Source organism: Paracoccus sp. J55, assembly GCF_000513975.1.
In the GTDB taxonomy this organism is placed as follows: domain Bacteria; phylum Pseudomonadota; class Alphaproteobacteria; order Rhodobacterales; family Rhodobacteraceae; genus Paracoccus.
This window is the reverse complement of the sequence record NZ_AZVA01000041.1, coordinates 1-26,970: the sequence shown is the minus strand read 5'-3', so window position 1 is coordinate 26,970 and position 26,970 is coordinate 1. Positions and strand designations below refer to the sequence as shown.

24 protein-coding genes are annotated in these 26,970 nt (G+C 62.5%); 19 read left to right on the top strand and 5 right to left on the bottom strand.

Annotated features, from left to right (window positions below; translation table 11 throughout):
* Nucleotides 1-269 precede the first annotated feature (269 nt).
* Entirely contained in the window at nt 270-1,298 is a 1,029-nt protein-coding gene (locus PARJ55_RS0119060) for an IS110 family transposase (RefSeq protein WP_028710856.1), read from the bottom strand.
* Between the two features lie 300 nt (nt 1,299-1,598).
* Nucleotides 1,599-2,380 (bottom strand): IS5 family transposase gene (locus PARJ55_RS23570; protein ID WP_156929535.1). Its coding sequence is split into 2 segments (ribosomal slippage): nt 1,599-2,050 and nt 2,050-2,380, totalling 783 coding nucleotides; the frame shifts between segments, so codons are not numbered across the junction.
* A gap of 205 nt (nt 2,381-2,585) precedes the next feature.
* On the opposite strand from PARJ55_RS23570, the gene PARJ55_RS0119045 reads away from it, so the two are divergent.
* The 11 genes from PARJ55_RS0119045 (at nt 2,586) to dctP (ending at nt 14,969) form a co-directional block, all read left to right on the top strand.
* Complete coding sequence (locus PARJ55_RS0119045; protein WP_232215752.1) at nt 2,586-4,259, top strand: FAD-dependent oxidoreductase; 1,674 nt, start codon at nt 2,586-2,588, stop codon at nt 4,257-4,259.
* Between the two features lie 35 nt (nt 4,260-4,294).
* Nucleotides 4,295-5,149: a fumarylacetoacetate hydrolase family protein gene (locus PARJ55_RS0119040; RefSeq protein ID WP_232215751.1), complete on the top strand. Its 855-nt coding sequence runs from the start codon at nt 4,295-4,297 to the stop codon at nt 5,147-5,149.
* Nucleotides 5,150-5,159: 10 nt separating this feature from the next.
* Nucleotides 5,160-6,101 (top strand): cupin domain-containing protein, encoded by a 942-nt coding sequence (locus PARJ55_RS0119035; protein WP_028714451.1) that lies wholly within the window; start codon nt 5,160-5,162, stop codon nt 6,099-6,101.
* Nucleotides 6,102-6,128: 27 nt separating this feature from the next.
* On the top strand, nt 6,129-7,274 hold the full coding sequence (locus tag PARJ55_RS0119030) for an acyl-CoA dehydrogenase family protein (RefSeq protein ID WP_198019390.1): 1,146 nt from the start codon (nt 6,129-6,131) through the stop codon (nt 7,272-7,274).
* Between the two features lie 54 nt (nt 7,275-7,328).
* Nucleotides 7,329-8,834: an aldehyde dehydrogenase gene (locus PARJ55_RS0119025; protein WP_028714449.1), complete on the top strand. Its 1,506-nt coding sequence runs from the start codon at nt 7,329-7,331 to the stop codon at nt 8,832-8,834.
* A 21-nt stretch (nt 8,835-8,855) separates the two neighbouring features.
* The gene (locus PARJ55_RS0119020; protein WP_028714448.1) at nt 8,856-9,719 is read left to right on the top strand and encodes an enoyl-CoA hydratase-related protein; all 864 of its coding nucleotides are present in this window, start codon (nt 8,856-8,858) and stop codon (nt 9,717-9,719) included.
* A gap of 40 nt (nt 9,720-9,759) precedes the next feature.
* Nucleotides 9,760-10,917 (top strand): CaiB/BaiF CoA-transferase family protein, encoded by a 1,158-nt coding sequence (locus PARJ55_RS0119015; protein ID WP_028714447.1) that lies wholly within the window; start codon nt 9,760-9,762, stop codon nt 10,915-10,917.
* A gap of 10 nt (nt 10,918-10,927) precedes the next feature.
* Nucleotides 10,928-11,845 carry a methylisocitrate lyase gene (prpB, locus tag PARJ55_RS0119010; protein WP_028714446.1) on the top strand — a complete coding sequence of 306 codons (918 nt, stop codon included), beginning with the start codon at nt 10,928-10,930 and terminating at the stop codon, nt 11,843-11,845.
* 10 nt (nt 11,846-11,855) lie between these two features.
* Nucleotides 11,856-12,599, top strand: a complete 744-nt coding sequence (locus PARJ55_RS0119005; RefSeq protein WP_028714445.1) for an SDR family NAD(P)-dependent oxidoreductase — start codon at nt 11,856-11,858, stop codon at nt 12,597-12,599.
* Nucleotides 12,600-12,690: 91 nt separating this feature from the next.
* Complete coding sequence (locus PARJ55_RS22615) at nt 12,691-13,857, top strand: multidrug effflux MFS transporter (protein ID WP_198019389.1); 1,167 nt, start codon at nt 12,691-12,693, stop codon at nt 13,855-13,857.
* A gap of 95 nt (nt 13,858-13,952) precedes the next feature.
* Nucleotides 13,953-14,969 carry a TRAP transporter substrate-binding protein DctP gene (gene dctP, locus PARJ55_RS0118995; RefSeq protein WP_028714444.1) on the top strand — a complete coding sequence of 339 codons (1,017 nt, stop codon included), beginning with the start codon at nt 13,953-13,955 and terminating at the stop codon, nt 14,967-14,969.
* 73 nt (nt 14,970-15,042) lie between these two features.
* Here dctP and PARJ55_RS22610 read toward each other — a convergent pair whose 3' ends face one another.
* Nucleotides 15,043-16,227 (bottom strand): CaiB/BaiF CoA-transferase family protein, encoded by a 1,185-nt coding sequence (locus PARJ55_RS22610; RefSeq protein WP_051416364.1) that lies wholly within the window; start codon nt 16,225-16,227, stop codon nt 15,043-15,045.
* A 178-nt stretch (nt 16,228-16,405) separates the two neighbouring features.
* Between PARJ55_RS22610 and PARJ55_RS0118985 the strand changes: the two genes are divergently transcribed.
* The 6 genes from PARJ55_RS0118985 to PARJ55_RS0118960 all read left to right on the top strand — a co-directional run bounded on the left by PARJ55_RS0118985 (nt 16,406) and on the right by PARJ55_RS0118960 (nt 23,611).
* The gene (locus PARJ55_RS0118985; RefSeq protein WP_028714443.1) at nt 16,406-17,101 is read left to right on the top strand and encodes an SDR family NAD(P)-dependent oxidoreductase; all 696 of its coding nucleotides are present in this window, start codon (nt 16,406-16,408) and stop codon (nt 17,099-17,101) included.
* Nucleotides 17,102-17,156: 55 nt separating this feature from the next.
* Nucleotides 17,157-18,377, top strand: coding sequence for a cytochrome P450 (locus tag PARJ55_RS0118980; RefSeq protein ID WP_036714544.1), 1,221 nt, complete (start codon nt 17,157-17,159; stop codon nt 18,375-18,377).
* 85 nt (nt 18,378-18,462) lie between these two features.
* The gene (locus PARJ55_RS0118975; RefSeq protein WP_028714441.1) at nt 18,463-19,698 is read left to right on the top strand and encodes an NAD(P)/FAD-dependent oxidoreductase; all 1,236 of its coding nucleotides are present in this window, start codon (nt 18,463-18,465) and stop codon (nt 19,696-19,698) included.
* 52 nt (nt 19,699-19,750) lie between these two features.
* A complete protein-coding gene (locus PARJ55_RS0118970; protein ID WP_028714440.1) occupies nt 19,751-20,554 on the top strand; it encodes an SDR family NAD(P)-dependent oxidoreductase in 804 nt (267 codons plus the stop codon).
* A gap of 23 nt (nt 20,555-20,577) precedes the next feature.
* Nucleotides 20,578-21,978, top strand: coding sequence for an aldehyde dehydrogenase family protein (locus PARJ55_RS0118965; RefSeq protein WP_028714439.1), 1,401 nt, complete (start codon nt 20,578-20,580; stop codon nt 21,976-21,978).
* Between the two features lie 34 nt (nt 21,979-22,012).
* Nucleotides 22,013-23,611 (top strand): GMC family oxidoreductase, encoded by a 1,599-nt coding sequence (locus tag PARJ55_RS0118960; RefSeq protein WP_028714438.1) that lies wholly within the window; start codon nt 22,013-22,015, stop codon nt 23,609-23,611.
* A 43-nt stretch (nt 23,612-23,654) separates the two neighbouring features.
* On the opposite strand, the gene PARJ55_RS0118955 is transcribed toward PARJ55_RS0118960, so the two are convergent.
* Nucleotides 23,655-24,671 (bottom strand): hypothetical protein, encoded by a 1,017-nt coding sequence (locus PARJ55_RS0118955; RefSeq protein ID WP_198019387.1) that lies wholly within the window; start codon nt 24,669-24,671, stop codon nt 23,655-23,657.
* Between the two features lie 239 nt (nt 24,672-24,910).
* Between PARJ55_RS0118955 and PARJ55_RS23110 the strand changes: the two genes are divergently transcribed.
* Nucleotides 24,911-25,405 (top strand): MarR family winged helix-turn-helix transcriptional regulator, encoded by a 495-nt coding sequence (locus PARJ55_RS23110; protein ID WP_051416363.1) that lies wholly within the window; start codon nt 24,911-24,913, stop codon nt 25,403-25,405.
* On the opposite strand, the gene PARJ55_RS22600 is transcribed toward PARJ55_RS23110, so the two are convergent.
* On the bottom strand, nt 25,398-26,360 hold the full coding sequence (locus tag PARJ55_RS22600) for a LysR family transcriptional regulator (RefSeq protein ID WP_051416362.1): 963 nt from the start codon (nt 26,358-26,360) through the stop codon (nt 25,398-25,400). The genes PARJ55_RS23110 and PARJ55_RS22600 overlap by 8 nt on opposite strands.
* 397 nt (nt 26,361-26,757) lie before the next feature.
* Here PARJ55_RS22600 and PARJ55_RS0118940 point away from each other — a divergent pair.
* Nucleotides 26,758-26,970: transposase (locus PARJ55_RS0118940; RefSeq protein WP_028714436.1), on the top strand; the 213-nt coding region annotated here is incomplete at its 3' end.

Genomic DNA, 26,970 nt, shown 5'->3' with positions numbered 1-26,970 from the left:
GATTTGTGCAACATGTATAACCGCCCCTTGCGCAAGAGGGTTTTGGAGCAATTTGGCGCGGTGTCGGGTGCTGACATGTATCCGGCCTCGTGATGCGGCCATAGTCATGCCGCGGGCCCGCATGGTGTTCGCGGGTCGGAACCAAATCAAAGCCGCGTGCTCGATGGCACTCTGTTGCGCTCTGGTTTTCCGACCTTGTCTTGCGACCGTTGCGCCAAGTTGCTCTCAGCCCTCCTCCGCTCCGACGACCTCGCGACCGCTGACGGACTTTACGCCGCCATGGCCGGAGCCCGGTAGACCTCTCCGCTCTTCATCAACGCCCAGACGATCCGCGCCATCTTGTTGGCCAAGGCCACGCGCACCAGCATCGGCGGCTTGCGCTCCAGCATCCTTGCCAGCCAGGTGCCGGCGCGCGCTGACGCATGACTATGGCGCTTGATGATGACACTGTTGGCGCCGATGATCAGCAACCGGCGTAGGGAACGCTCACCCATCTTCGTCGTGGCTCCCAGCCGTTGCTTTCCGCCCGTCGAATGCTGCCTGGGCGTGAGCCCAAGCCATGCCGCGAAGTCTCGGCCCTTCCGGAACGCTTCCAGCGGCGGAGCCAGTGTGGCGATGGCCGTGGCGATCAACGGGCCGATGCCCGGGATCGTCATTAGGCGCCGGGCGACTTCATCGGTCTTGGCGCGCCGGTCGATCTCGGCATCCAAGGTCTCGATCTGACCGTCGAGCTGGACAAGCGTTTCAGTCAGGACCGTCAGGGATGCCCGCGCCGTGGCGGGCAGGCCCGATTCTTCATCCGCGACGAGGGCAACCAGGCGCCGGGCATTCGTCGCACCCTGTGGCACCACCCAGCCATACTCGGTGAGATGTCCGCGGAGCGCGTTGATGGCCTGGGTACGCTGCCGGATGAGCAACTCCCGGACGCGGAAGACGCTGGCCGCTCCTTGCGTTTCCTCGCTCTTCACGGGAACAAAGCGCATGTTCGGTCTTTGCGCCGCCTCGCAGATCGCCTCGGCATCCGCCGCATCATTTTTTTGCCGCTTGATGAAGGGCTTCACATAGGCGGGCGGGATGAGCTTGATGTCGTGGCCGAGCTTGGCCAGCTCCCGACCCCAGAAATGCGCGCCACCGCAGGCCTCCATCGCCACCAGGCAGGGCGGCAACTTGGCGAAGAACTCAAACACCTGAGCCCGTCTGAGCTTCTTGCGTAAGACAGCACTGCCTTTGCTGTCAGCACCGTGGACCTGGAACACATTCTTCGCCAGATCCAGTCCGACCGTGATAATCTCCGACATGACCGCCTCCCAATACGGATTGTTGCGATCCCACCTTGGCACGTCGATGCCGTCGGGGGGCGGTTACAGCATCAGAGCCGTTTTGCTGCACTCCGTTCCGAGTGCCGATCCCAATTGGGCGCCGTTCCGCGAGATCGCCTGAGAAGGCAGCGCCAGCCGCCGGATCGGCGATCCTCTATGCGGATCGAAGCCGCGGATTGGACCCCGCGATAGCGGATCGGTTCGTCCGATCCGCAAGACGTCGACTCCCGTCGCTCCTTAAAAGGCAAGAGGTGAATCGCGTTGCAGCCAAAAGCTAGGTCATGTTGACAAATGGCGAAGCCAGAGCCTGATGCAGGCGATGTCGATGAAGCCGAGGAAACTGTCTGCGGTTTTGTCGTAGCGTGTTGCCAGGCGGCGACTGTTCTTGAGCTTGTTGAAACAACGCTCGACCATGTTGCGCAAGGTGTAGATGGTCATGTCGACGACCTTGCGCACCTTGCGGTTCTTTCGCATGGGGATCATGGGCAGCGCGTTACGGCTCTCGATGTCTTCTCTAATTTTATCAGAGTCATAGCCCCTGTCGGCGACCAGAACTGCTGGTTGCGGCAGGTTGTCGGCCATCACCATATCATAGCCGGTGTAGTCGGAATCCTGCCCCGGCGTGATCTCGGTCCTCATCGGGAGGCCTGCGCCGTTGACGCGGAGATGGATCTTGGTCGAGAACCCACCTCTTGAACGGCCAAGAGCCTCTTTCGGAGTCCCCCTTTTGCGCCGGCCGCATGGTGGTGGGCCCTGATCACAGTGCTGTCGATCATCTGGAGCTTGTCGGGCGCGAGCTTCGCGTGGTTCAAGGCATCCAGGATGTCCTCCCACAGCCCGGCGAGCGTCCAGCGCCGGAACTGCCGGTAGACAGATGACCACTTGCCAAACTCCTCTGGCAGGTCCCGCCAGGGCGCACCGGTCCGCGCGACCCAGAAAATGCCATCCAGAACAAGTCGATGGTCCGCAGGCTTGCGCCCGTTCGGATGCCGGACGGCTCGGATGAAGCCCTCAAAGAATGCCCATTCGTCGTCGGACATCAGATTGCGTGCCAAGGTCACCTCCCACGTAGAGATGATCTTGAATCACAGCCAGACGCGCAGGGGAATCCTTTTTGTCAACACAACCTAGGAACTTCGTATGGAAGCATTTCCAAACAATATTGGCCTTGGCTGAAAACGGTCGCGATAGTGGTCCCAACAAGAATTAGCCGGGCCTGTTCTTGGTCCTCGACTTTCATGAACACTATCAAGGAGCGTGTTTGGCATGGCTGGACAGCCGTATTCTTCTTTTCGCAAGATGGCGCCGGTGGTCATTATCGGCGCTGGACCCATCGGGCTTTCGCTTGCGGGCGATCTGGGTTGGCGGGGCATTCCGTCGCTGCTGATCGAGCGCGGAGACGGTCAGGTTTTCCAGCCGAAAATGGACATGGTCGGCATCCGCACCATGGAATTCTGCCGCCGCTGGGGGATCGTCGATTGGGTGGAAAAGGCCGGCTACAACCGCGCCTATTCGCAGGATTACGCCTGGGTTTCGCAGCTGCATGGCGGCTATGAGTTCGGCCGCGAGGAATTCCCCTCTGTCCAGGATGAGCCCAAGCCGGCGCAAAGCCCGCAAAAGCGCGAGCGTTGCCCGCAGAATTTCTTCGATCCGGTTCTGACCCAATTCGCGAAATCGACGGGCAAGAGCGAGATCCTCTATCGGCACGAATATGTCGGGCATGAAGAACATGCCGACGGTGTGATTGTCCGGCTGCGCGATATCGAGGCCGGCGAGGAATTCGAGGTCGAGGCGCAATATCTGGTCGGATCGGATGGCGGGGCGTCCGCGGTGCGTCAGGCGATGGGCATCGAAATGTCCGGCCAGCCGGCGCTGACCTATACGACCAATGCGATCATCCGCTGCGACGGGCTGGAAAAGCTGCACGATAAGAAACCCGGCTATCGCTACATCTTCATCGGTCCCGAGGGCACCTATGCGACCATCGTGGCGATCAACGGGCGCGACCAGTGGCGCTTTTCGATCGTCGGCGATGACGAGATGCGGACCCTGACCGAGGCGGACGTCCGAGCGGTGTTCGAGCGCGCCATGGGGCGCAGCGATTTCGACTATGAGGTCCTGTCGATCCTTCCCTGGATCCGCCGTCAGTTGGTCGCCGACAGCTATGGAACGGCCCGTGTCCTGATCGCGGGGGACGCCGCGCATCTGACGTCGCCCACCGGCGGTTTCGGCATGAACATGGGGATTCAGGACTCGGTCGATCTGGGCTGGAAACTGGCTGCCATGCTCGAAGGATGGGGCGGGCCGGAACTGATCCCGAGCTATGAGATCGAGCGCCGCCCGGTGGCGATCCGCAATGTCACCGAAGCCACCAACAACCTCAAGCTGATGCTGACGCCCCGGCAATACCTTAACCAGAAGGTGTTCGAGGAAGGTCCCGAAGGCGACGCGGCCCGGAAGGAATTCGGCGATGCCTATACCGCGATGATGAAGCGGGAATGGCATACCATCGGCATCCACCTGGGCTATCGCTACGAGGGCTCGCCCATCATCTTTCCCGACGGCACCGCCGAGCCCGAGGATACGGTCTCGACCTATGAACAGACTGCCCGGCCCGGGCATCGCGCGCCGCATGTCTGGCTGGACGAGGGCATGTCGACGCTGGACCTGTTCGGGCGCGGCTTTGTTCTGTGCCGATTCGATCCTGCGGCCGAGCCCGACCCGCTGCTGGATGCCGCGCGAGCGGTTGGGATGCCGATGATGCTTCGGGATATCGACAACCCAGAAGCGCGGGCGCTCTATGATGCCAAGCTGGTGCTGGTGCGCCCCGACGGCCATGTCAGCTGGCGGGGCGACGCGGTGGCCGATGCCCGGGCCATCGTCGATGTCTCACGCGGGGCGATCGCTTTCGCCGATTTGCACGCCGAGGCCGCGGAATGAGGTTCGTTTCGTTCAACGGCAACCGGATCGGCCTGGTGGACGGCGACGGGGTGATCGACATCACGGATCTGGCTGCGGTGGATCCCTCGCAATGGCCGCCGGTCGGCATGGTGCAATTCATCGCGCGCTTCGGGGATCTGCTGCCAGAGGTCGAGGCGCGACGGCTCCAGGGTGTCACTCTGCCCCTGTCCCAGCTGCGCCTCGAGGCCCCCGTGCGGTGGCCGAACAAGATCATCGCCTTTCCGGCCAATTACCACGAACATATCAGCGAGATGCGCGAGAACGTCATCTCGCAGGCCAATGCCAAGGGACAAGGATTCTTTCTCAAGGCAAATTCCTCGATTTCGGGTCCTGCCGATCCGGTGGTGCTGCCCCCCGTCGAGGGTCGCGAGATTCATCACGAATGCGAATTGGGGATCGTCATCGGTCAACGTGCACGGGGGCTGTCGCGCAACAAGGCGCGCGGTGTGATCTTTGGTTTTACCTGCCTGCTGGATATGGTCATCCGCGGCCGGGAAGAGCGCGTGATGCGCAAATCCTACGACACGTTCTGCCCCATCGGCCCCTGGATCGTCACCCCCGACGACGTGCCGGACATGAATGACCTCACCATGCGGCTGTGGGTCAATGGAGAGCAGCGCCAATCGGCCAGCACCCGCGACCTGATCGTGGACATCCCCGAGATGATCGCGATGTCCTCGGCCGTCTGCACGCTGGAACCGGGGGATATCATCGCCACGGGCACGCCGGCGGGTGTCGGCCCGGTGCGCCCCGGCGATACGCTCAGCATCGAAATCAGCCATATCGGCCGAATGGACCTGAGGGTCGAGGCCGGTGCAGTCGGCGCGCATCCCGTCTGGAACGCGCTCAAGATCGCAACCCTTTCCTGAGGAGGACACCATGCCATTGGAAAACGTGCAGGTCGATGCACCCGAAGGCTTCTACGACGCGTTGGGCACCAAGGCGATGGTCCCCGGCTGGGCGAAGCGCGAGCCCGCCATGTGGTCCGAGCCGAAGCCGAAATTCGTTCCCGTCGTCTGGCGCTACAAGGATGCGCGCGAAGCGTTGGACAAGGCCGCCGATTTCGTCTCGCCCGAGAAGGCCGAGCGGCGCAACCTGATCCTGGTTGCCCCCATCGAAGGCAACAACTACCCGACCTGCCGGCATCTTGTCGCGGCCTATCAACTGGTGCTGCCGGGCGAAACGGCGCGCTCCCACCGCCATGCTCCGAATGCGCTGCGCATCGTGCTGGATGTGGGACCAGAAACCTACACTATCGTGGATGGCACGCGCGTGGACGTGGGCGAAGGCGATGTGGTGCTGACGCCTTCCTGGGCATGGCACGGGCATTCGAACTTCTCCTCCGAGCCGGCCTTCTGGATCGACATCCTGGACGTGCCGCTGGTCCAGAATCTCGAGAACATGTATTTCGAGGACTATCCGCACAAGAACGAGCCGATCAGTTCGAACCAGCCCGACTCGCCACTGCGCAACAAGGATGCCGATATCGTCGCGGCCACGCAGGAAAAGGGCCGGGTGCCGCTTGCCGATGGCAAGCTCAAGACCATGGGGATCCACTCGATCGGCCTCAAGGCCGGCGAGGTGCTGGAGCATGGCAGGCGGATCACCAATTCGATCTATACCGTCCTGCGCGGCGAGGTGGATATGGATATCGAAAACCTGGGCGAGGTGACGCTGACGCGGGGCGATATCGTGGTAATCCCCAACTGGCATGCCTATTCGATCAAGGGGCGCACGGAATTCGATCAACTGATCCAGATCACCGACGAGCCGGTGTTCGACGCGCTGGGGTTCACCGAACTGCAAAAGACGAAAGCCTGAGCCACAAGGCCAGACGGGAGGAAAGCGATGCTGGATTTTGGTCCCGAGAAAGAAATGATCCGCGACATGGCGCGGCGAGTCACCGAGGACGAGGTGCGCCCGCGCGTCGCGGAAATGGAGGCGACCGATCGCTTTCCGCGCGAACTGGCTGAAATCTTCGGCGATCTCGGGCTTCTGCAACTGTGGGTGCCCGAGGAATATGGCGGGCCGGGGGGCGATCTGACCTCGGTCTGCATCGCCAAGGAGGAGATCGGCCGCGGCTCGCTGGCCGCGTCGACGCTCTGCGCCAATAACTCCATCGGCCTCATCCTACCGGTGCTGCATTTCGGCACCGAGGAGCAGAAGAACCACTACCTGCCGATCTCGGCTTCGGGCCGAGCGATCGCGGCCGTGGCAATCACGGAACCCGAAACAGGCTCGGACGTATCCGCGATCCGCACCTTTGCCCGCAAGGATGGCGAGAGCTATGTCGTCAACGGCCAGAAAAGCTGGATCACCTGGGGGGCGGATGCGGATTACATTCTGCTTTTCGCCCGTACCTCGGCCGAAAAGGGGCATGACGGTATCAGCGTCTTTCTGGTGGACAGCAAGACCCCCGGCTTCCATGTCGGCAAGGCCGAGCACAAGATGGGACGTCATGGCGCACCCACCTGCCAGTTGCATTTTGACGATATGCGCATCCCCGCGGAATGCCGGCTGGGCGAGGAAGGGATGGGCTTCAAGGCCTGCATGAAGATCCTGGACCTGAACCGCCCCTCGGTCGCGGCTTCGTCGCTGGGCTTGGCTCAGGCCGGGCTGGAGGCTTCACTGACCTATGCCAACGAACGCCGGCAGTTCGGCCGCCGCATCGGGGATTTCCAGATGATCCAGGCCAAGATCGCCGACATGGCGATGAAGACCGAGGCAGCGCGGGCGCTGCTTTACACCAGCGCCCAGGAGATTGACGGCGGTAACATGTCGCGCCTGACGCTGCTGTCGTCGATGTGCAAGTGCTATGTCACCGATGTCGCGATGGAGGTTGCGCTGGAGGCAGTGCAGGTGCTTGGGGCCTATGGCTATTCGACCGAATACCCGGTCGAGCGGATCATGCGGGATGCCAAGCTGAACCAAATCCTCGAAGGCACCAACGAAATCCACCGGATCATCATCGCGCGCCAATTGCTGGGCAAATGATGGCTTGCCCGTTTCCCGCCCATGGGCGCCGCTTCCCTTTTGAAAGATAGAACCATGCTTAATGCCGCATTCAAGGACTACAGCCTGCACCCGGCGACCGCCGCCTTTCTGGCACGTGCCCATGGGCTGATGATCGACGGCCGATCGGTGGCCGCGCTTGCCGGGCGACGGCGCGACGTCTTCGATCCCGCCTCGGAAGAGGCTTTCACCACCGTGGCCGAAGCCAGCCCCGAGGATGTGGATCTAGCGGTGGCCGCCGCCCGCCGTGCCTTTGAGGGTGACTGGGCCAGGGTTACCCCGTCGCAGCGTGGCCGGATGCTCAACCGCATGGCGGAACTGATCGAGACGAATGGCGACGAACTGGCCGAACTGGAATGTCTGAACTCGGGCAAGCCTCTGCAATTCTGCCGCAATGTCGATATCTTCGGCGTGGCAGACATGTTCCGCTATATGGCTGGCTGGGCGACCAAGATCACCGGCGACACCCATAACCCCTCGATGCCCGGCGAATGGCACGCCTATACCCTGCGCCAGCCGGTGGGAGTCGTGGGCCAGATTCTGCCCTGGAACTTCCCGATGAACATGGCCGCCTGGAAGATCGCCCCGGCGCTGGCGGCGGGTTGCACCATCGTGCTGAAACCGGCCGAAGCGACGCCGCTGACGGCGCTGCGCTTGGCGGAACTGGCGCTGGAGGCGGGCATTCCGGCCGGGGTTATCAATGTGGTGACCGGCAAGGGATCGGTCATCGGGGATGCGATCACCAACCATCCCGGCATCGACAAGGTGGCCTTCACCGGCTCGACCGAGGTCGGCCAGCATATCGCCCGGAACTGCGTCAGCTCGAACCTCAAGAAGGTCTCCCTCGAACTGGGAGGCAAGTCGCCGGTGATCGTTTTTCCCGATGCGGATCTGGATGCGGCGGTGGCCGGCATCGCCGGGTCGATCTTTTTCCATGCCGGCCAGGTCTGTGCCGCCGGTTCACGGCTCTATGTGCATGAAAAGATCTACGACCGGGTGGTCGAGGCTGTCGCGGCCAAGGCTGCTGGTCTGAAGGTCGGGCCGGGGATGCTGCCGGATCATGACCTCGGTCCCGTCATCTCCCGTGCGCAACGCGAAAGCGTCATGGCCTATATCGAGAAGGGCCGTGCCGAGGGCGCCGAAGTGCTGACGGGAGGCCGGGCGTTGGGTGCCAAGGGCCATTTCGTCGAGCCGACCGTCCTGGCGGGCACTGGACCGGGCATGGCGGTTCATGACGAGGAAATCTTCGGACCGGTCCTTTGCGCGATGCGCTTTGGCGATGAGGATCTGGACGCGATTGCCGCGCGCGCCAATGCCTCGCCCTATGGCCTGTCCTCGAGCATCTGGACGCGGGATCTCTCGGTCGCGCACCGGCTGGCAAAGCGTATCCAGTCGGGGATCGTCAACGTCAACACCCATACCTCGCCAGACGCCAGCCTGCCCTATGGCGGCTACAAGCAGTCCGGCTGGGGACGCGAGCGGGGTGCCGAGGTCCTTGATCTCTACACCCAGATCAAGGCCGTCGCGGTCAAGCTGGCCTGAACGGAAAGCGGAGGAAGGATCATGTCGCAAGGATCGGTGGATTATCTGGCCAAGGACGGTCGCGCCTATATCACCATCAACCGGCCGGAAAAGAAGAATGCCATGTCGAACGCCATGCTCGATCAACTGGTCGAGGGCTATGCGCGCGCCGAGGCGGATGACGACGTACGCGTGGTGGTGCTGCGGGGTGCCGGCGACGATTTCAGTGCCGGGCACGACATGTCCGAACTGGGCAAGGAATATGGCGAGCCGCAGCTCGACAAGAACGGCAAGCCGCGCCGACCCAGCCAGCGCGCGCGGCTGCAATACGACAAGATGTATATCAACCGCTTTCGGCATGTCTATGAATCGCAAAAGCCCACCCTGGCACTGGTCAAGGGCTATTGCCTGGGTGCAGGGCTTTACCTCTGCGAGGCCTCGGATGTCGTCATCGCCGGAGATACGCTGAAGCTGGGCCATCCCGAGCAGAAGCTGGGCCTGTCGGGTGCGGCTTATTTCGCTGCCTGGGAGATGATGAATCTGGGGCCGCGCCGGGCGCGCGAACTGCTGCTGATGGCCGATACCTGGGATGCGGCGCGCTGCTTGGAATATGGCATGGTCAACCGCGTCGTGCCGGTCGTCGAACTGGACGCTGCCGGTGAGGAATGGGCCGAGCGCATCGTGCGCCTGCCGCGGGACGGCATCGTTATGGGCAAGGCCGCGACATTGCTGGCGATGGAAAGCCTGGGGATCACCGGCCAGTTCACCTATGGCCATATCCTGCACACCCTAGCGACCAACATCCGCTACGACCCCGACGAGTTCAACTTCATGAAGGCCAAGCGCGACAGCGGCGTCACCAGGATGAACCGAGACCAGAAAGATTTCTACGAAAAGAAGGACTGATCCTTGGCGATCAGGCCGTTTGACAGGGGCAAGACAAGCCATGACTGCACTGAAGGGACTGAAGGTCCTGGACTTCACCCAAATGATGACCGGGCCGATGGCCACCATGCTGCTGGCCGATGCCGGCGCGGATGTGATCAAGGTCGAGCAACCTGCCGGCGATCCGTTCCGTAAATCGGGCGAGACGACGCTGAACGGAACCGGAGCATTCTTTCTGGGCGTGAACCGTAACAAGCGCGGCATCGTTCTGGATCTGAAAACCCCTGCCGGCCTGGAAGCCGCCCGCGCCTTGGCCGCCGAGGCCGACGTATTCGTCGAGAACTTCCGCCCCGGCTTCACCGAGCGGCTGGGGCTGGGCTATGACGATCTGAAAAAGCTGAACCCGCGATTGATCTATTGCTCGATTACCGGGTTCGGCCAGAGCGGACAGGACCGAAACAGGCCGGCGCTGGACATGGTGATCCAGGCCATGTCGGGACTGATGCAGATCACTGGCAGCCAGGAAAGCGGCCCGTTGCGTACGGGCTTTCCCTTTTCGGACCTGGTGACGGCGCTGATGTCGGCCATCGGCATCCTGACCGCGCTTGAAGCGCGCCATCGCACCGGCGAGGGGCAGCGCATCGACCTGTCCATGATGGATGCCTCGATCTTCAGTCTGGTGCCGCGCGACGTCTATTTCGACATAACCGGCCACACGCCCGACCGATTGGGCAACGAGCATTGGGACATCGTGCCGAACAATACCTATCGGACCAAGGACGGGCGCGAGGTGATGATCATCACCATCAACGACAAGTTCTGGCAGATCCTGTGCGATGCCATTGGAGCGCCCGAGATGAAGACCGATCCGGCCACGGCAAGCAAGGGTGCGCGGCTGCAGAACCGCGAGTTGGTGAACCGGCGGCTGGCCGAGATATTTGCGACCAGGACGCTGGCGGAATGGGATCCCATCCTGCTGGCGGCCGGGGCGATCTATGGCCCGGTCAAGACCTGGCCCGAAGTGTTCGGCGACCCCAAGGTGCAGCAGGATCTGATCCGCACCATCGACAGCCCTTCGACGGGACCGTTCCGGGTCATCAACAATCCGCTGAACTTCTCGGCCACGCCGACCGAGATCCGACTGCCTCCTCCCGCCCTGGGCGAGCATAACGAGAGCGTCATTCCCGCCGCGGCCAAGGGCTGGCCGGCCCGCATCTAAGGAGATCGCCATGGTTTATCTGGTTGCCGAGACACCCGACCCCGTTCCCGCCGGGCTGCGCCTGAAAGCACTGCTGTCGCGCGACGAAATCCTGCAAATGCCAGGTGCGCATGATGGGATGGCCTCCCTGCTGGCCAAAAGCGCGGGGTTCGAGTCGCTTTACCTGTCTGGCGCCGCGATGAGCGCCTCGATGGGCCTGCCCGACCTGGGCATCATCTCGGTGGAAGACGTGTGCCACTTCATTCGGCAGATCGTGCGAGCCTCTGACCTGCCGGTGCTGGTCGATGGCGATACCGGCTTCGGCGAGGCCTTGAACGTGATGCAGACCGTGCGCGCCTTCGAGGACGCCGGTGCGGCGGCGATCCAGATCGAGGACCAGCTGCTGCCAAAGAAATGCGGGCATCTGAACGACAAGCGGCTGGCCTCCGCCAATGACATGGCCGCGAAGGTGGCGGCCGCGCGCAAGGCGCGCCGGCATCTGCAGATCGTTGCGCGCACCGATGCCGCGGCGACCGAGGGGATCGAGGGCGCCATTGCCCGTGCCCACCGCTATATCGAGGCGGGCGCCGACATTATCTTTCCCGAGGCTCTGAACGACCTGGACATGTTTGCCGAATTCGCCCGTGCGGTGCCCGTGCCGCTGCTGGCGAACATGACCGAATTCGGGCGCACGCCCTATACCACCGCCGCCGAGTTTCAGCGGCTTGGCTACAAGATCGTCATCTGGCCGGTATCCTCGCTGCGCGTGGCGGCGAAGGCGCAGCAACGGCTTTATGCCTCGATCCGCGAAACCGGCGGCACACAGGCAAGCCTCGAGCAGATGCAGACGCGCGCCGAGCTTTACGAGACGATCTCCTATGGAGCCTATGAGGCGCTGGATGCCTCGATCGTTGCTTCGGCCGTTCCGGTCACACCGGTCGCCGAATAGGAGACGGAAGATGACGGAACAGCGCATCGCCCTTGTCACAGGGGCGGCGGGCGGTATCGGGCAGGCCGCTGCGCGGCGGCTGGCTGAGGCGGGCCATCGGGTTATCCTGCTGGACCGTGACGAGAGCGTGCATGAGCTGGCCGTAAGCCTCGCGCAAGCCGAGGCGGCGGAGGTCGATCTGGCGCAGGAAGGCCAGATCCTCGAACTGATCGCCGGGATTGCGGAGCGCCATGGCCGGCTGGACGTCCTCGTCAACAATGCCGGCATCTCGCCGCATGAGGACGGGCGCAGGTCCGACAGTCTGACACTGTCGCTTGCCGACTGGGATCATGTGCTGCGGATCAATCTGACATCGCAGTTTCTGCTGTGCCGCGAGGCGATTCCGCTGATGCGGCGTCACGGCTGGGGGCGGATTATCAATATCTCTTCGCGCGCGGCACGGACCTTCACGCCCACGGCCGGCGCGCATTACTCGGCCGCGAAAGCGGGCATCATTGGGTTTTCCCGGATCCTTGCCGGTGATTACGCAGCCGACGGCATTACGGTGAATTGCGTTGCCCCAGGCCGCATCCGCACCGCCCTTTCCGAGACGGGAAGCAGCGAGTGGCTGGCAGAGCTTTACAGCGCCATCCCCGTTGGCCGCGCCGCCGAACCGGAGGAGGTGGCGGCGATGATCGCCTATCTGGCCTCGGATGAGGCGGGCTTCGTCACCGGGGCGGTGTTCGACATCAATGGCGGTCAGACGATGCTATGACCGGCACGCGGCTCAACACGACGCCAACCAGCATGTCGAGCCGGATCGGATGCCGGGCTTGCGGACCGGTCGGCGCATGACTCGATCCGGCATGAGCGAGCGACGCACGACGCTTGTCTGCGCGCTTCTGGCGGCCGTGGGTCCGCTGTCGTCATCGCTATTCACGCCGGCTCTTGTCGATCTGGCCAGGGATCTGGAAACGGGTCTGGGAGCCGCACAGCTAACGGTATCGGTATTCTTCCTGGGGCTTGCGGTCTCGCAGCTTATTTGCGGGCCGCTTTCCGACAGTGCAGGCCGCAAGCCGCTATTGTATCTGTTCTTTCTGCTCTATGTCGCGGGCTCCTTTCTGGCGCTGATCGCGCGGTCCGTTGACCTGCTGATCGCGGCTCGCTTCATTCAGGGCATAGGGTCGGCGGCGGGCATCGCCGTTTCCCGGGCCATCGTCCGGGACTGTTTTTCGGGAAGCGAGCAGGTCCGGGTGCAAGCGCTTGTGGGCATGGTGCTTGCAATAGGGCCCGCTGTGGCGCCGTTCCTTGGCGGGCTCATGATTGAAGCGGTGTCTTGGCGGTTTTTGTTCGTCCTGATGCTGGGACTGGGCGTTTCCACCCTGGCGGTGATCTGGCTGTTCCTGGCCGAGACATTGGAGGACCGCGACGAGAACCAACCGATGCTGGCCATTCTTACAGGTTACACGCTTGTGCTGCGCGACAGGCAATTCGTTCTTTGTACCCTGATCGTGGGCGGAACCAACGGAACGGTTTATGCGCAAAGCACTGTCCTGCCTTTGGTGATGATCGATCAGGTCGGTCTGTCGCCGCATGGTTTCGGGCTGTCCATGATGGCGCAGACCGTGTGCTTTCTTTGTGGCTCGCTGCTGGTGAGCCGGCTTGCTTGGCGGGTGCCGGGTTCGCGCCTGCTGGGCGGCGGAATGATGTTGGTGCTGGTGGCTACCCTGTCCTATCCGCTGTCCTACATCCTGACGGGGCCGACGCTGGCGGCGGTCGTCGTGCCGATCGGGTTGTGTGGCTTTGCCATGGGACTGACCCTGCCAAGCACCACCGCTGCGGCGCTTGCACCCTTTCCCCAGCGGGCGGGGGCGGCTGCAGCTGTCATGGGGTTCGTGCAGATGGGCAGCGGGGTTGCGGGCGGCTTCGTCACGCCGTTCTTTTCCGATCCTTGGAAAGCTCTCGTCGTGATCAGTGTGGTCATGGGAGGAATGGGCATCCTGGCTTGGGCAATATGGCGGTGGCCTCGGTAAGCCCAAGCCATGGAGTTTCATATTGGATCATATGCAATGCAAGCCGTTTAATGAACGGGTGAATTGCAGATGGTTGCATTCAGGGAGGAGTGCAAATGGGACCTGATCTGAAGCTTGCCACCCTTGCGGTGGTGATAGCGATGGGCACCGGCGGCGCGGCGCAGGCTGAGCTGGTGCTGAGCTATTCGATGTGGCATCCGCCGGGTTATGTAGTGAACGAGGCTGTCCTGCCTTTCCTCGACGAGATAGCCGAGGTGACCGAAGGCCGCGTACGCGTCGAGAACCGTGCCGCTGCCGTCGGAACCCCTCGCGATCAGCACGAGGTTGTGGCCGAGGGGCTGGTGGATGTCTCGCTGGTGGTTCCGGGCTACACGCCCAATCGATTTCCGCTGATGGAGATCAGCGAATTGCCGATGCTTTCGGACGATGCCTCCAAGCTTGCGCCAGCGATCAACGAGGTTTTCGAAAAATACTTGCGCGACCTGAATGGTTATGGCGATGTCCATGTCATTTCCGCGTTTTCGGTTGCGCCTGCCCAGATCATGACCCGCAACCGCGAGTTGAAAACGCTGGGAGACATTCGCGGCCAGAAATACTACATGTCCAACCGTCCGGTTACCGCCGCGATGACCAAGCTCGGCGCTGCCCCGGTGACGGCCTCGATCGCCGATACCTATTCAATGGCGTCCAACGGCGTCATTGACGGTATGGTGATGCCTTACGAGCCCACCCTGACCTGGAAGCTCGACGATTACTTTACCAACACCACGACGATTCCCGGGGCGTTGGGGCAGGCAGGCATGGCGCTGATCGTGAACCGGGACAAATGGGATCAGATCAGCCCTGAAGATCAGGCCGCCATTATGGCGATCGGCGGACGCAACCTGGCGCAGAAAGTGGGCGATGCGGTTCAGGCCGGCGAGATCCGCAGTCGGGAGGCAATGGTCGGCAAGGGCATGGTCATCAAGGAGATGGGCGCAGAGGCCTTGGATGCGCTGACCAAGGAAGTTCATGAAACGATCTATCCCGCCTGGATCGCCCAGGCGGAGAAGGCCGGACTGACCAACGCCGCCGACATTCTGGCAGAGCTTCAGGCAGCCGTGGCCAAGTAGCTCTGGACCTCATGTCGACTGCAACCATTCCGGGTCTGGCCGAGATGGTTGCGTCTGTCTTATGGGCGGAAGATCAGGAAATGAGGTCGTCATCCTCGCCGATGCTGCGCGCGGGGATGCGTTCGGCTTCCGGATGTCCCGTGAACCGGATGGGCAATCTCATTTCGCGATAGGGTCCCTCGCTTGGATGGTGGCGGATGCGGAAGAATTCGCTTGCGGCCAGTTGGGGGTCGTTCAGGATCTCGTCGAGGCTGGCCACATGAGAGGCCGGGATGTCGTGCCGGGCGCAGAGATCCAGCCATTCGGCGGTGGTCCGGTTCCGCAGGAGCCGCGCCATTTCCGCCTGCATCAGATGCAGCCCGGCAAAGCGGCTGCGTGCATCGCCGAGCTCATGCCGGTCCAGAAAGTCGGACGCGCCTGCCACGGCGAAGAACCGGACCCAGCGTTCATCTGTATAGGGGGCGATGGTGACATAGCCGTCCAGCGTGGCCATAGGCTGCCGCTCCGCATCGAGCTGCCGGGGATACCCCGCGCCTTCCGGCCCATCCACCAAGGCCGCACCATAGAGATGATCCTGCAACAGGAAATGGGTGAAGCTTTCGAACATCGGCACCTCGACCTCGCAGCCTTGGCCGGTCGCGGCACGATGGGCCAGCGCCGCCAGAACCGCATTCGCGGCATAGAGGCCCGCCACCTTGTCGGCGATCGCCATGGGCAGATAGCGCGGTTGCGGATTTCCGTCGATGCGCGGCAGCAGGCTTGCAGCCCCCGACGCCGCCTGAATCACATCGTCATAGGCCGGGCGTCCCGACAGCGGCCCGCGGCTGTCATAGCCCGAGCAGGTGACCAGGATCAGGTCGGCCCGCCCGGCCGAAAGGCTGGCATGGTCCAGCCCCGCCCTCTGCGCGGCTTCCGGGCGCAGGTTGTGAATGAACACCTGGCTGTCCGCGATCCGGCGCAGCAGCCGTTCCTTGCCTTCGGCGGTGCGTATGTTCCACGCGACAGCCCGTTTGCCCGCGTTCAGGGTCAGATGCGCCGGCCCCATGCCCCGGTTCCGCCTTGGTCGCCCGACCCGCCGCAGTTCATCGCCATGGGCTGGCTCCAGCTTGACAACCTCGGCCCCCATCGAGGCCAGGATCGAGGTGCAATATGGCCCGAAAATCACGCTGGTCATGTCCATGATCCGCACGCCGTCGAGGATCGGTCGACCGCTGCCCGGTTCGGGGGCGGTTCCTGCCTTGGCCGTTCCTGTCCGCATTTTCATTCCTCATCTTCCTGATGCTCGCCACAGGAAGGCACTCTAGCGCGGGAAACCATAGTTTGGCTGTCTGATCGGATTGGAAATTAGTATTGGAATCTTATCAACCTGCCTCGTTAATCTTCCTGAAAGCGCGTGTCGGACATCGCAATGTCCCGCGCATCAGGAGGAAGCATCAATGAACAAAGAGATTGCCGTCGTCACCGGTGCCAATGGCCGGGTCGGTCAAGAGACCGCAAAGCGCCTGACGGCGATGGGCTATCACGTCGTCGGCCTTGATATTGCGCCGGAATCGGTCGCGGGCGTGGATTATCGCCAGTGCGACATCACGGATCTGGACCAGGTCAACGCCGTGGCGGCCGAGATTTCCGAGAGCCTTGGCCTGATCCGCGTCCTGGTGAATAACGCGGGCGTGTGGCACGGGAAGACCTTTTTCGAGATCACGCCTCGGGATTATGACCTGACCTATGGGGTCAATATCCGTGGCGCCTTTTTCCTGACGCAGGAGGTCAGCCGGCGGCTGATCGACGCGGCGCAAGGCGGCGCCATCGTATCGGTGGCCTCGGTGGTGGGGGTCATCGGCAGCGGCGTCACCGATTATGGCGGCTCGAAGGCGGCGGTGATCAACCTGACGAAAAGCCTGAGCAAGGCGCTGGGACCGCATGGCATCCGCGTCAACGCCGTCTCGCCGGGCGCGATCAACACCGCGATGGGCGAGAAGGTGCCGGCCGAAGTACGCGACAAGCTCATCGCCACGACCGGACTCCGCCGCGCGGCCGAGCCCGAAGAGATCGCCGCGGCGATCGCCTATCTGGTCGGCCCGGATGCCAGCTATGTCAACGGCGCCGTCATAGACGTGAATGGCGGTCTTTGACCGCGCGCCCTTGCCTTGCGCGATCCGCGCATATCTTCCAGAGGAGGAGACAGCCATGACAGACCAGTTGGACAAGGCCCCCGTTTTCCCGATTCCGCGCCAGTGCCCGTTCCACCCGGCACGCGAATATGGCGACATGCGCAAGATGCCTGGCGCCGGCGAGGTCCGTATGTGGGATGGCAGCATCGTCAAGGTCTTCACGCGCTATGACGACGTGAAGAACGTGCTTGCGGATAACCGTTTTTCGGGTAATCCGGCGACCGAGGGTTTTCCCAGCCTGTCACCGGCGCGTGATGCGGTATTGGACGCAGAACCGGCATTCATCCGGTTCGATCCGCCCGAGCATGGCCGGCACCGTCGAATGCTGACCCGAGAGTTCATGGTCAAGCGCATCGCCGCCTTGCGCCCCCATATCGAAAATACGTTCCTGGGGCTTCTGCGGGATTTGAAGGCCCGTGGCAACACTGCGGAACTGAACGAGGATCTGTTCCTGCCCTTCACCTCGACCGTGATCGCCGACCTGCTCGACGTGCCGCACAGGGACCATAAGTTCTTTCAGGAGAAAAGCGTTGCCCGCGTCTTGCTGGACGTGGATCCCGAGATCCCGAAAGCCGCGTCCAAGGCCATTCTCGATTACCTGGAAAAACTCGTCGCCGACCGCGTGGACAAGGCAGACGGCCGCGACGACATCATCAGCCACCTGATCGTGGATCAGCTGCGTGAAGGCCACCTGACCCAGCGCGAGCTGGTGGTCATGGCGGATCTGCTGCTGATGGCGGGGCATGAGACCACGGCGAACCAGATGGCCTTGGGGCTTCATAGCCTGCTGACGCATCCCGATCAGCTTGCGCTGATGCGCAAGGATCCCGAACTGGTCAAATCCGCCGTCGAGGAGATGCTGCGTTTCCATACCATCGTGCATTTCAACGCCTTCCGCGCGGCCACCGAGGATGTCGAGGTGAACGGCGAGCTGATCCCGAAGGGGCAGGGGGTGATCGCGCTGATCGCAGCGGCGAACCGCGACCCGGAAGTCTTTGAACGGCCGGACGAATTCGACATCACCCGCAAGGCGGATCATCATGTCGCCTTTAGCTATGGTATCCACCAGTGCCTTGGCCAACCCTTGGCGCGGGCAGAGCTGTATACGGTGTTCTCGACGATCTTCGATGAATTGCCCAATCTGCGGCTGGCGGTCCCCGCCGAGGAGATCCAGACCAAGGGCGATCATTTCGTGCTTGGCCTGAAGAGCCTGCCGGTGGTCTGGGACAATCCCTGACCGTTGCGCCAGTGGCCCCGCCATCCCTCTCGTTCCACGAACATGCGCCGTATCGGACACAAATCCTTTCAGAAAGGGCATCGCCATGACAATCCCCGAAGCGGTGGTGATCGTCGGGGCAGGACAGGCCGGTCAACAGCTTGCCTCGGCACTGCGGCAGCACGGTTTTCCCGGGCGCATCTCCCTGATCGGAGAGGAGGTGCATCCACCCTATCAGCGCCCGCCGCTTTCAAAGGGGCATATGGCGGGAGCCGTTTCTGATACGGACGTGTATCTGGAGGAGCCGGGCTTCCACGAGCGCAACGTCATCGAGCTGCATATCGGGGTGGAGGTGCTGTCGATCGATCGGGCTGCCCGCGAGGTTCTGCTGAAAACCGGCGAGCGGCTGGGCTACGATCATCTCGTTCTGGCGACGGGCGCGCAGAACCGGCAATTGCCGCCGATCACCACCGCCAGCCAGCGCGTCCTGCAGCTGCGCGGGCTCGATGACGCCAGCAGGCTGCGTCGCGCGACATCGGAGGCCAGGGATGTGGTCATCATCGGTGGAGGGTTCATTGGCCTGGAGGTCGCGGCCACGCTGGCCGGCGACGGCCGCCGCGTTCAGGTGATCGAGAGGATGGGCCGGCTTCTGGACCGCTCCGTCTCGTCGATCCTGTCTCGGGCGATCCGGCAGCATCATGAGGCACGGGGGGTGCGGTTTCACTTTAACCGTTGCGTGGCGACCATTGACGAGATCGGCGGGAAGCGGTTCGAGGTCAAGCTGGATGACGAAACCGTGCTGCACGCCGATGCGGTTCTCAGCGCCATCGGGGTCACCCCCCGGACCGCCCTGGCCGAGAAGGCGGGGCTTGAAGTTGGGAACGGGATCTTGGTCGATGGTTTCCTGACGACCTCAGATCCGTGCATTTCCGCCATCGGCGATTGCTGCGCCTTTCCGGAAGAAGGCCGCCGCCTGCGGCTTGAATCGGTGCAGAATGCCGTCGCCCAAGGCAATTTCCTTGCACGGCATCTGACCGGCAACGGCGAGGGCAGGGCCTATGCCGAAATTCCGACCTTCTGGAGTGAACAAGCTGGGCTGCTGATCCAGATCGTCGGCCTGACCGACCGGGGTGATCGCTCGATCCTGCGCGGCGACCCGGAAACGCAAAGCTTCTCGATTTTCCGCTTTCGCGAGGATCGGCTTACGGCGGTGGAATCGCTCAATCGCGGCGGCGACCACATGCTGGGCCGCAGGCTGCTGGCCATGGGCATTTCCCCAAGGCCCGAGGACGTGCAGGACATGGGGTTCGACCTGCGCTCGCTGCTTTCGCAGCCGGCCTGATCCGGGCCTCAAGGCAGGCCGACCGAAGAAGTGAAACAAGGGGGGATGAAGAATGTCGCTTGACGGCAAGACAATTATCGTGACCGGCGCGGCCATGGGGATGGGGCGGGCGATCGCGGTCGAGGCGGCCCGGCAGAATGCGGGCTTCGTGGCGCTGCTGGATCTGGACGAAGCCGCCGGCGCCAAGGCGCGGGACGAGGTCGAGGCCGCCGGCGCAAGGGCGATCTTCATCCGCACCGATCTGGCGCAGGCCGCCGATATCCGCGCCGCCATCGAACGCACCGCCGAGATGGCGGGTGGTGTCGACGTTCTAATCAACAATGCCGGCATCACCGATGACGCGCTGATGAAAAGCCATGTCAGCTTTGAGGAACTGCCCGAAGAAGCCTGGGACAAGGTGATGGATGTCAACCTCAAGGCGATCTGGAGGGCGGCGAAATTCGCCACGCCCTGGTTGAAACAGTCGTCGCGAGGGCCTGCCATCGTCAACGCGGCCTCGGTTGCCTCCTATTGCGCCTATCCCTGGCTGCCCGCCTATACCGCCTCGAAGGCGGCCGTGGCGATGCTGACCCAGCAGATCGCGCTGGATCTGGGCAAATACGGCATCCGCTGCAACGCCTATGCCCCTGGTGCCATCGAGACGCCGATGCTGATGCACAGCATCGAAACGGCGGATGACCGCGCCCAGGCGATTGCAACGACTTCGGGTCCCCATATCATCAAGCGGCTGGGCCGCCCGGATGAGGTGGCGAAACTGGCCTGCTTTCTTGCCTCGGATGCGTCGTCCTTCATCACCGGCACGGTTATCCGCATCGATGGCGGCACGCTGGCCTGGCGAGGGCTTTCGGCGAGCTGAACCCAACGGGAAAGAGAAAAGACATGGCCTATCAATTGTTGATCGACGGTGAATTGGTCGCGGGGGCCGCGATTTCCGATGTCATGAACCCTGCCACTGGCGAGATCGCCGGACAGGCCCATGTCGCGGACGAGGCACAGGTGGATGCGGCGGTGCGGGCGGCGCATCGCGCCTTTCCCGCCTGGGCGGCGCTTTCGCTGGATGATCGCCGCGCCGTCATGGGCCGGATGGCCGAGGCCGTCGAGGCGGAGGCCGAACCCTTGGCACGCCTTCTCACGCAGGAGCAGGGCAAGCCGCTGGCCGAGGCGCGGGGCGAGGTTCAGGGGCTGGCCTGGCTGATGTCGCGCTATGCGATGTTCGAAAATCCTGCGGAAATCCTGTCCGATGACGAGGTCCAGCGCGTCGAGCTGCATCGGTTGCCGCTTGGCGTTGTGGTCGGCATTGTGCCGTGGAATTTTCCCCTGTTCATGGCCGGGATCAAGATCGGCATGGCGCTGATGACCGGCAATACCGCGGTCATCAAGCCCGCGCCGACGACCCCGCTGGCCACGCTGGAGCTGGGTCGGATCTGGGCGGATCTTCTGCCGCCCGGCGTGCTGAACATCATTGCCGACCGGAACGATCTCGGCGCCTGTCTGACCGCCCATCCGCTGGTGCGCAAGATCAGCTTTACCGGCTCGACCGGGACCGGACGGCGGGTGATGTCCATGGCGGCCGAGGGTCTCAAGCGGGTGACGCTGGAACTGGGCGGCAACGATGCGGCGCTCATCCTGCCGGACACGGATGTGGCGGCGATCGCGGACGATCTCTTCTGGTCCGCTTTCCGCAACAACGGTCAGGTCTGTGTCGCCGTCAAGCGGGTCTATGCGCCACGCACACAATATGACGAGATCTGTGCAGCGCTGGTAGCCCGGGCCGAGGCCGCGCAGGTCGGCAACGGCCTTGATGAGGGTGTAACGCTGGGGCCGGTGCAGAACGCCGCGCAATTTGCCAAGGTGAAGGAATACATCGCGTTGGCCCATCGCGAAGGCAAGGTGCTGACCGGAGGCGAGACAACCGATACGCCCGGTTACTTCATCACCCCGGCCATCGTTCGCGACCTGCCCCCGGCCAGCGCCCTGATCCGGGACGAGCAGTTCGGCCCGGTCCTGCCCGTGATCGCCTATGACGACCCCGGCGAGGTCGTCGCGGCGCTGAATGCCGATCCGCTGGGTCTGGGGAACTCGATCTGGTCGGACGATGCGGATGCAGCCCTGGACGTCGCACGCGGCATTGTCTCGGGCACGGTCTGGATCAACCGGCATGGCGTGACCGATCCGTCGATTCCCTTTGCGGGCGCGCGCGATTCCGGCATCGGAGCCGAACACGGCGCCGACGGGCTGGCCGGCTATACCCAGATCCGGGTCATCAGCCAGAAGAAGTGACTGTTGGAGCCGCAACCGGTCGGAGGAGAGAACCATGTCGGAGGAGTTCGACTATATCATTGTAGGGGCAGGCGGCTCCGGGGCGGTCCTGGCCGCGCGTCTGAGCGAGAATCCCGCGCATCGCATCCTGGTGCTGGAGGCCGGTCCCGCTGACCGCAGCCTTTACATCCGCATGCCGGCGGGTTTCGTCAAGACGGTGGGCAACCCGAAATATGTAACCAACTACCAGACGAAGCCGACCGAACTGACGGGCGGGCGGGCGATAAACCTGCTGCAAGGCAGGGTTGTCGGAGGCGGCACGTCGGTCAACGGCATGGCCTATAATCGCGGCCAGCCGCACGACTTTGACAATTGGGCTCGGGCTGGCAATCCCGGATGGAGCCATGCCGATCTGCTGCCGATCTTCATGGAGTTGGAGGGGCGCGAAGGCGGCGACCCGATATGGCGTGGCCGTAGCGGACCGCTGAAGGTTACCGATGTGGCTTGGAAATCCCCGGTGCTGGATGCCTTCATCGAGGGCTGCGTCGAAAACGGCATCCCGCGGAATGCCGACATCAATGGCCCCGACCAGTTCGGCGTGGCATTCACCCAGGCCAATATCGCGAAAGGAAAACGGGTCAGCGCCGCCACGGCCTTCCTGCGTCCTGCCTTGTCGCGTCCCAATCTGGTGCTGCGAACCGGTTTGCGCGCAAGCCGCGTTCTTCTGTCCGAGGGGCGCGCCACCGGTGTCGAGGTGATCGGCCCGGATGGTTCTGCACGGATCCTGGCGCGTGGCGAGGTCATCCTCTGCGCCGGAGCGATCGGTTCCCCGCATCTTTTGCAGGTGTCCGGTATCGGCCGGGCCGAGGATCTGGCTTCGGCCGGTATCTGCCCGGTCCACGACCTGCCGGGGGTGGGGCAGGGTCTGCGGGATCACTACATGGTCAGCCTGATCGCCGAGGGCAGGAACTTCACATCCATCAATCAATATGCTGCGCCGCCCCGTCTCTGGTTTGAGGCGCTGAAATGGATGGTGGGAGGGTCGTCGATTCTCGGCATGCCGGTCGCGTTGTTGCATTACTTCATGAAATCCGGGCTGAACGGCGATGAGACGGATATTCAGGGGATTTTCACTCCGGCCTCCAACCGCTTCAGCGCCAGCGGCAAGCTGGAACAGGAAATTGGCATGACCTGTGCGATCTGGCAGCATCGACCGACCAGCACCGGCCATGTCCGGGCGTTGTCGCCGGACATCACCGTGCTGCCCGAGGTCCAGCCGAATTACCTTGCGGATGAAATCGACCGCCATGTCCTGATATCCGCCTGCCGCCAGACCCGGGCCATCCTCCGCTCGGCGGCCATGAAGCCGTTCTTCCTGCGCGAGACCGGCCCCTCTGCCGGAGCCGAGACGGATGATGAATGGCTTTCCTTTGCGCGCGAAACCGGATCAACGGTCTTCCATCCCTGCTCAACATTGCGCATGGGGCCGCGCAGCAATGGGAACGCCGTGGTCGGCCATGACCTGAAGGTGCATGGACTGGCCGGACTTCGGGTGGCGGATTCGTCGATCATGCCCGATATCCCTTCGGCCAATACCGCCGCTTCGGCTATGGTCATCGGTGCGAAGGCCGCAAAGCTGATTACTAAACGCTGAGGTTGCAGGTCAGGCGGGCGCGGTCGCCCGCCTGATCGCCAAGTCATTTCAGCAAGGCGACAAGCTCGTCCAGGATCGCTGCCGGATCCTCGATGCCTGCCTTTGCTGCGGCATCGCGCCAGTCCTGATATACCTGCTCGTTTTCCTTGCGCAGCGTGGCCATCAGTTCCGCAGATGCGGTCTCGGCGGTGGCGCCTGCGGCGACAAGTCCTTCTCTGGCTTCGTTCTCGCCTTGCATGAGCGCCTCGCCGATCTGTCGCGCAAGCACCGTCCCGGAGATTTCCATGATCGCGTCGCGGTCAGCCGGGTCGATCTTTTCCCACGCGTCGCGATTGACCAGCAGCGCCCAGCTTGCCTGTCCCAGACCGCCTTCGATCAGGGTGAAATGCCGCAGATAATCGCTCAGCCCGAAGGTTCGCGTGCTTTCGAATCCAAAAACCGCCCCGTCGATGATCCCGCCCGACGCCATGGAAAAGACCTCGGCGACCGTGGCAGAGACCGGAGCGGCCTTCAGGCTGGACAGAAGCGCCGATGTGGGGCGGTTCGAGATGTAAAGCTTGCGCCCGGCAATCTCGTCCGCCGATAGCAGGGGCTTCCGCATTGCGGCGAGTTGCGCAGGAATGCCGACGAACACAGTCAGGGGAACAGCGTTTTCGAACATGTCATGATGCGCGAAATGGCGCTCGTAGATCTCAGCCGCCGCCTCCGAAAGGGCTGCCGCATCCTCGGACAGCAGCGGCAACGAAAACATGTCCAGCATCGGATAGCGCCCCGGAGTATAGCCGGCGACGATGAGGCTCATGTCCACCAGCCCGGTGCTGACCGCGTCGGCTTGGTCTCGTGGCGTGCCGACCGCGGCGGCACGCGGCTCGATCCGTACGCGACCTTCGGTGACTTCGCTCACTCGCTCGAACCATGGAAAAATCGCATCGTTGGCGCCGTAAGTGGCAGGGTTCCATGGCGAATAGCTGAGCACCGTCTCGGCTTGTGCAGGTTGGACGCTTAAGGTGGACAAAAGGCCGGCCACCAGGACCAGCCCACGAAAAACGTTTGATGTCATTGAACTTTCCTCCCTCGGTCGTGAGACACCTGCTGGTGTCATGATCCGTGGTCGGATAGTAGCGGGCCGGCCGCAAACCAGTGATACAAAGATCATTCTTCCCCAGATGAACTTCCTCTATCGAGCGCCGGAAGGGGGCTATCGCGACGAGATCGGTGTCTCTGGCGGGCGTGCCTGATATATGACATGCGGGAGGAAGGTTTGCATTGGGCACATTTGGTGGGGGAAGGTGATAGGATATGAGTGATTTCGACAAGGATCTCGAATTCGTCTTCTCGATCGCAGACATCTTGCGCTACAAACGCGCGGGTTTCGCAAAGGATATTGCAAGGGTTGCCCCTGAATTGACACCTGGTGCTGCGCGAATCCTGGTCTTTGCCGGCAGGGACGCGCCGATTTCCCAAGTTGCCCTCGCCCGCCGCACCAGTCTGGAGCCGATGACTATCTCCGGTTTCGTTGGCTTCCTGGAAAGGCAGGGCTTCATCACCCGGACAGCTGCCCCCGAGGATCGGCGCAGCAAGATCATCAGGCTGACCGAAAAGGGTGAGGATTGCGTCGCGAGGATCCTTGTCTGCATGCGACGTTCCGAAGCCATGAGCAAGGCGACGGTAAGCGAGGTGGAATGGCAATGCACTCTGCAGGTCCTGGATCGCGTTCGCCGTCAGCTTTCCGAAGCCGAGGAAGGCGATGCCATGGAGGATCGGTCCAGTGGCGCCAAGCAATCGATCAACTGACCGCGCGCAGCTTTGCCGCCCGCTGGCGTGCATCGGGCAGCGGAAGGAAAAGATCGCTATATTCGTTGATCATGTCCTTGGCGTTCTGACGCGCCGAGTCGAGGAACGCGGCCATCGACGAGGTGATTTCCTCGGCCCGCCATGCGAGCGAGAAGGATATATGCGCCGCGGCACTGTCTATGGGAATGAACCTGACCCCGCGAGGTTGCAGCAGACGCATCGTCGAGGGCACGATCGCCGATCCGAGTCCGGCAGCGACCATGCAAATCGAGGTATGCATGTCGGAAACCTCGGTCATGATGTGGGGTTTCAGTTCTTCCTGTTCGAAAATATTGAGAATACGGTCGGCATATCCTCGGATCGGAGTGCGCGACACGGCGATCAGCGGTAACTGGCTGACCCGATCCACGGTCAGGCCGGATTCCGCGAGAAGAGCGCTTTTCTCATGCACGGCCAGTATCAGCCTTTCGCGGAAAAGCTGCTCGGTCACGATCTCGCGGTCATACAGGTTGCCGCGCAGGATTCCGATTTCGATCTTGCCTTCCCTCAATGCGCTTATCTGCTGGTCGATCGTCATTTCTTGGATCGACACTTCGGTGCGCGGCTCGATCGTGCGGAACAGCCGAAGCGTCTCGGGCATGAATGCATAGATCGAGGAATAGACCGCCCCGATGGACAGTTTGGCATTGGCCCCGCGCTCGGCGGCGCGAACTGCAGCAACAGCAGCCGATGCTGCGTTGAGAACACGATGAGCATGTTCGACAAGGATCAGACCGGCACTGGTGAGCTCGACTTTCCGCTTCTCGCGTCTGAACAGGGGGGTGCCGAGTTCCGCCTCCAATGCCATGATCTGCTGACTGAGCGGCGGCTGAGCGATATTCACCTTGGCCGCGGCACGGGTGAAATTCAGTTCCTCTGCGACTGCGAGGAAATAACGCAGCTGCTTCATGTTCATGTGTAATTCCTCCCCTGCTGGCCGCGCCGCCTCCTCCGCCGCGCGACTGGCTTGCCATCTCCATGGCACAATATGTAAGGCTACCTTATTTTTTTCTTTTCACAAGGCCCTTCCGTTGAGCGGCCGAGCTTATAGGTTGGCGGAATCAAGACGAAATTCCTATGGATGTAGGCGGCAACCATCTAAGTTCATTATGTTTTTGATGAAGTTGAGACGAATTTGATATCGCTTCCTAGCCTGAGCATCGGTCACAATGATATGAAAAAGCAATTGTTCCATAGGAAAAGCATCGGCTGTGATGCCGGAAGGAGTCCGCAACTGATGGGCGTGGGTGGGCTCTGTTGCACAAATCCCGTGTGGGATTCATCTCATGAATCCAGCGTGGTAGCTGGGATACATGAGCAGACCTACACCCCCGACCTACAGGACCAGGAACTGGCCAGCCTACAATGAAGCGCTCAAGCGCCGCGGCTCGCTGACGATCTGGTTCGATCCCGAGATGAGCTGGGATGCCGCGCCGACAGGTAGGCGTGGCCGCCAGCAGACCTACAGCGATGCCGCCATCCAGACATGCCTTTCGATGAAGGTGCTGTTCGGCATGGCGCTTCGG

Coding starts and splice junctions, on each gene's coding strand:
- PARJ55_RS0119060 (WP_028710856.1), bottom strand. CDS start 1,298: ATGTCGGAGATTATCACGGTCGGACTGGATCTGGCGAAGAATGTGTTC.
- PARJ55_RS0119045 (WP_232215752.1), top strand. CDS start 2,586: ATGGCTGGACAGCCGTATTCTTCTTTTCGCAAGATGGCGCCGGTGGTC.
- PARJ55_RS0119035 (WP_028714451.1), top strand. CDS start 5,160: ATGCCATTGGAAAACGTGCAGGTCGATGCACCCGAAGGCTTCTACGAC.
- PARJ55_RS0119030 (WP_198019390.1), top strand. CDS start 6,129: ATGCTGGATTTTGGTCCCGAGAAAGAAATGATCCGCGACATGGCGCGG.
- PARJ55_RS0119025 (WP_028714449.1), top strand. CDS start 7,329: ATGCTTAATGCCGCATTCAAGGACTACAGCCTGCACCCGGCGACCGCC.
- PARJ55_RS0119020 (WP_028714448.1), top strand. CDS start 8,856: ATGTCGCAAGGATCGGTGGATTATCTGGCCAAGGACGGTCGCGCCTAT.
- PARJ55_RS0119015 (WP_028714447.1), top strand. CDS start 9,760: ATGACTGCACTGAAGGGACTGAAGGTCCTGGACTTCACCCAAATGATG.
- prpB (WP_028714446.1), top strand. CDS start 10,928: ATGGTTTATCTGGTTGCCGAGACACCCGACCCCGTTCCCGCCGGGCTG.
- PARJ55_RS0119005 (WP_028714445.1), top strand. CDS start 11,856: ATGACGGAACAGCGCATCGCCCTTGTCACAGGGGCGGCGGGCGGTATC.
- PARJ55_RS22615 (WP_198019389.1), top strand. CDS start 12,691: ATGAGCGAGCGACGCACGACGCTTGTCTGCGCGCTTCTGGCGGCCGTG.
- dctP (WP_028714444.1), top strand. CDS start 13,953: ATGGGACCTGATCTGAAGCTTGCCACCCTTGCGGTGGTGATAGCGATG.
- PARJ55_RS22610 (WP_051416364.1), bottom strand. CDS start 16,227: ATGCGGACAGGAACGGCCAAGGCAGGAACCGCCCCCGAACCGGGCAGC.
- PARJ55_RS0118985 (WP_028714443.1), top strand. CDS start 16,406: ATGAACAAAGAGATTGCCGTCGTCACCGGTGCCAATGGCCGGGTCGGT.
- PARJ55_RS0118980 (WP_036714544.1), top strand. CDS start 17,157: ATGACAGACCAGTTGGACAAGGCCCCCGTTTTCCCGATTCCGCGCCAG.
- PARJ55_RS0118975 (WP_028714441.1), top strand. CDS start 18,463: ATGACAATCCCCGAAGCGGTGGTGATCGTCGGGGCAGGACAGGCCGGT.
- PARJ55_RS0118970 (WP_028714440.1), top strand. CDS start 19,751: ATGTCGCTTGACGGCAAGACAATTATCGTGACCGGCGCGGCCATGGGG.
- PARJ55_RS0118965 (WP_028714439.1), top strand. CDS start 20,578: ATGGCCTATCAATTGTTGATCGACGGTGAATTGGTCGCGGGGGCCGCG.
- PARJ55_RS0118960 (WP_028714438.1), top strand. CDS start 22,013: ATGTCGGAGGAGTTCGACTATATCATTGTAGGGGCAGGCGGCTCCGGG.
- PARJ55_RS0118955 (WP_198019387.1), bottom strand. CDS start 24,671: ATGACATCAAACGTTTTTCGTGGGCTGGTCCTGGTGGCCGGCCTTTTG.
- PARJ55_RS23110 (WP_051416363.1), top strand. CDS start 24,911: ATGAGTGATTTCGACAAGGATCTCGAATTCGTCTTCTCGATCGCAGAC.
- PARJ55_RS22600 (WP_051416362.1), bottom strand. CDS start 26,360: ATGAACATGAAGCAGCTGCGTTATTTCCTCGCAGTCGCAGAGGAACTG.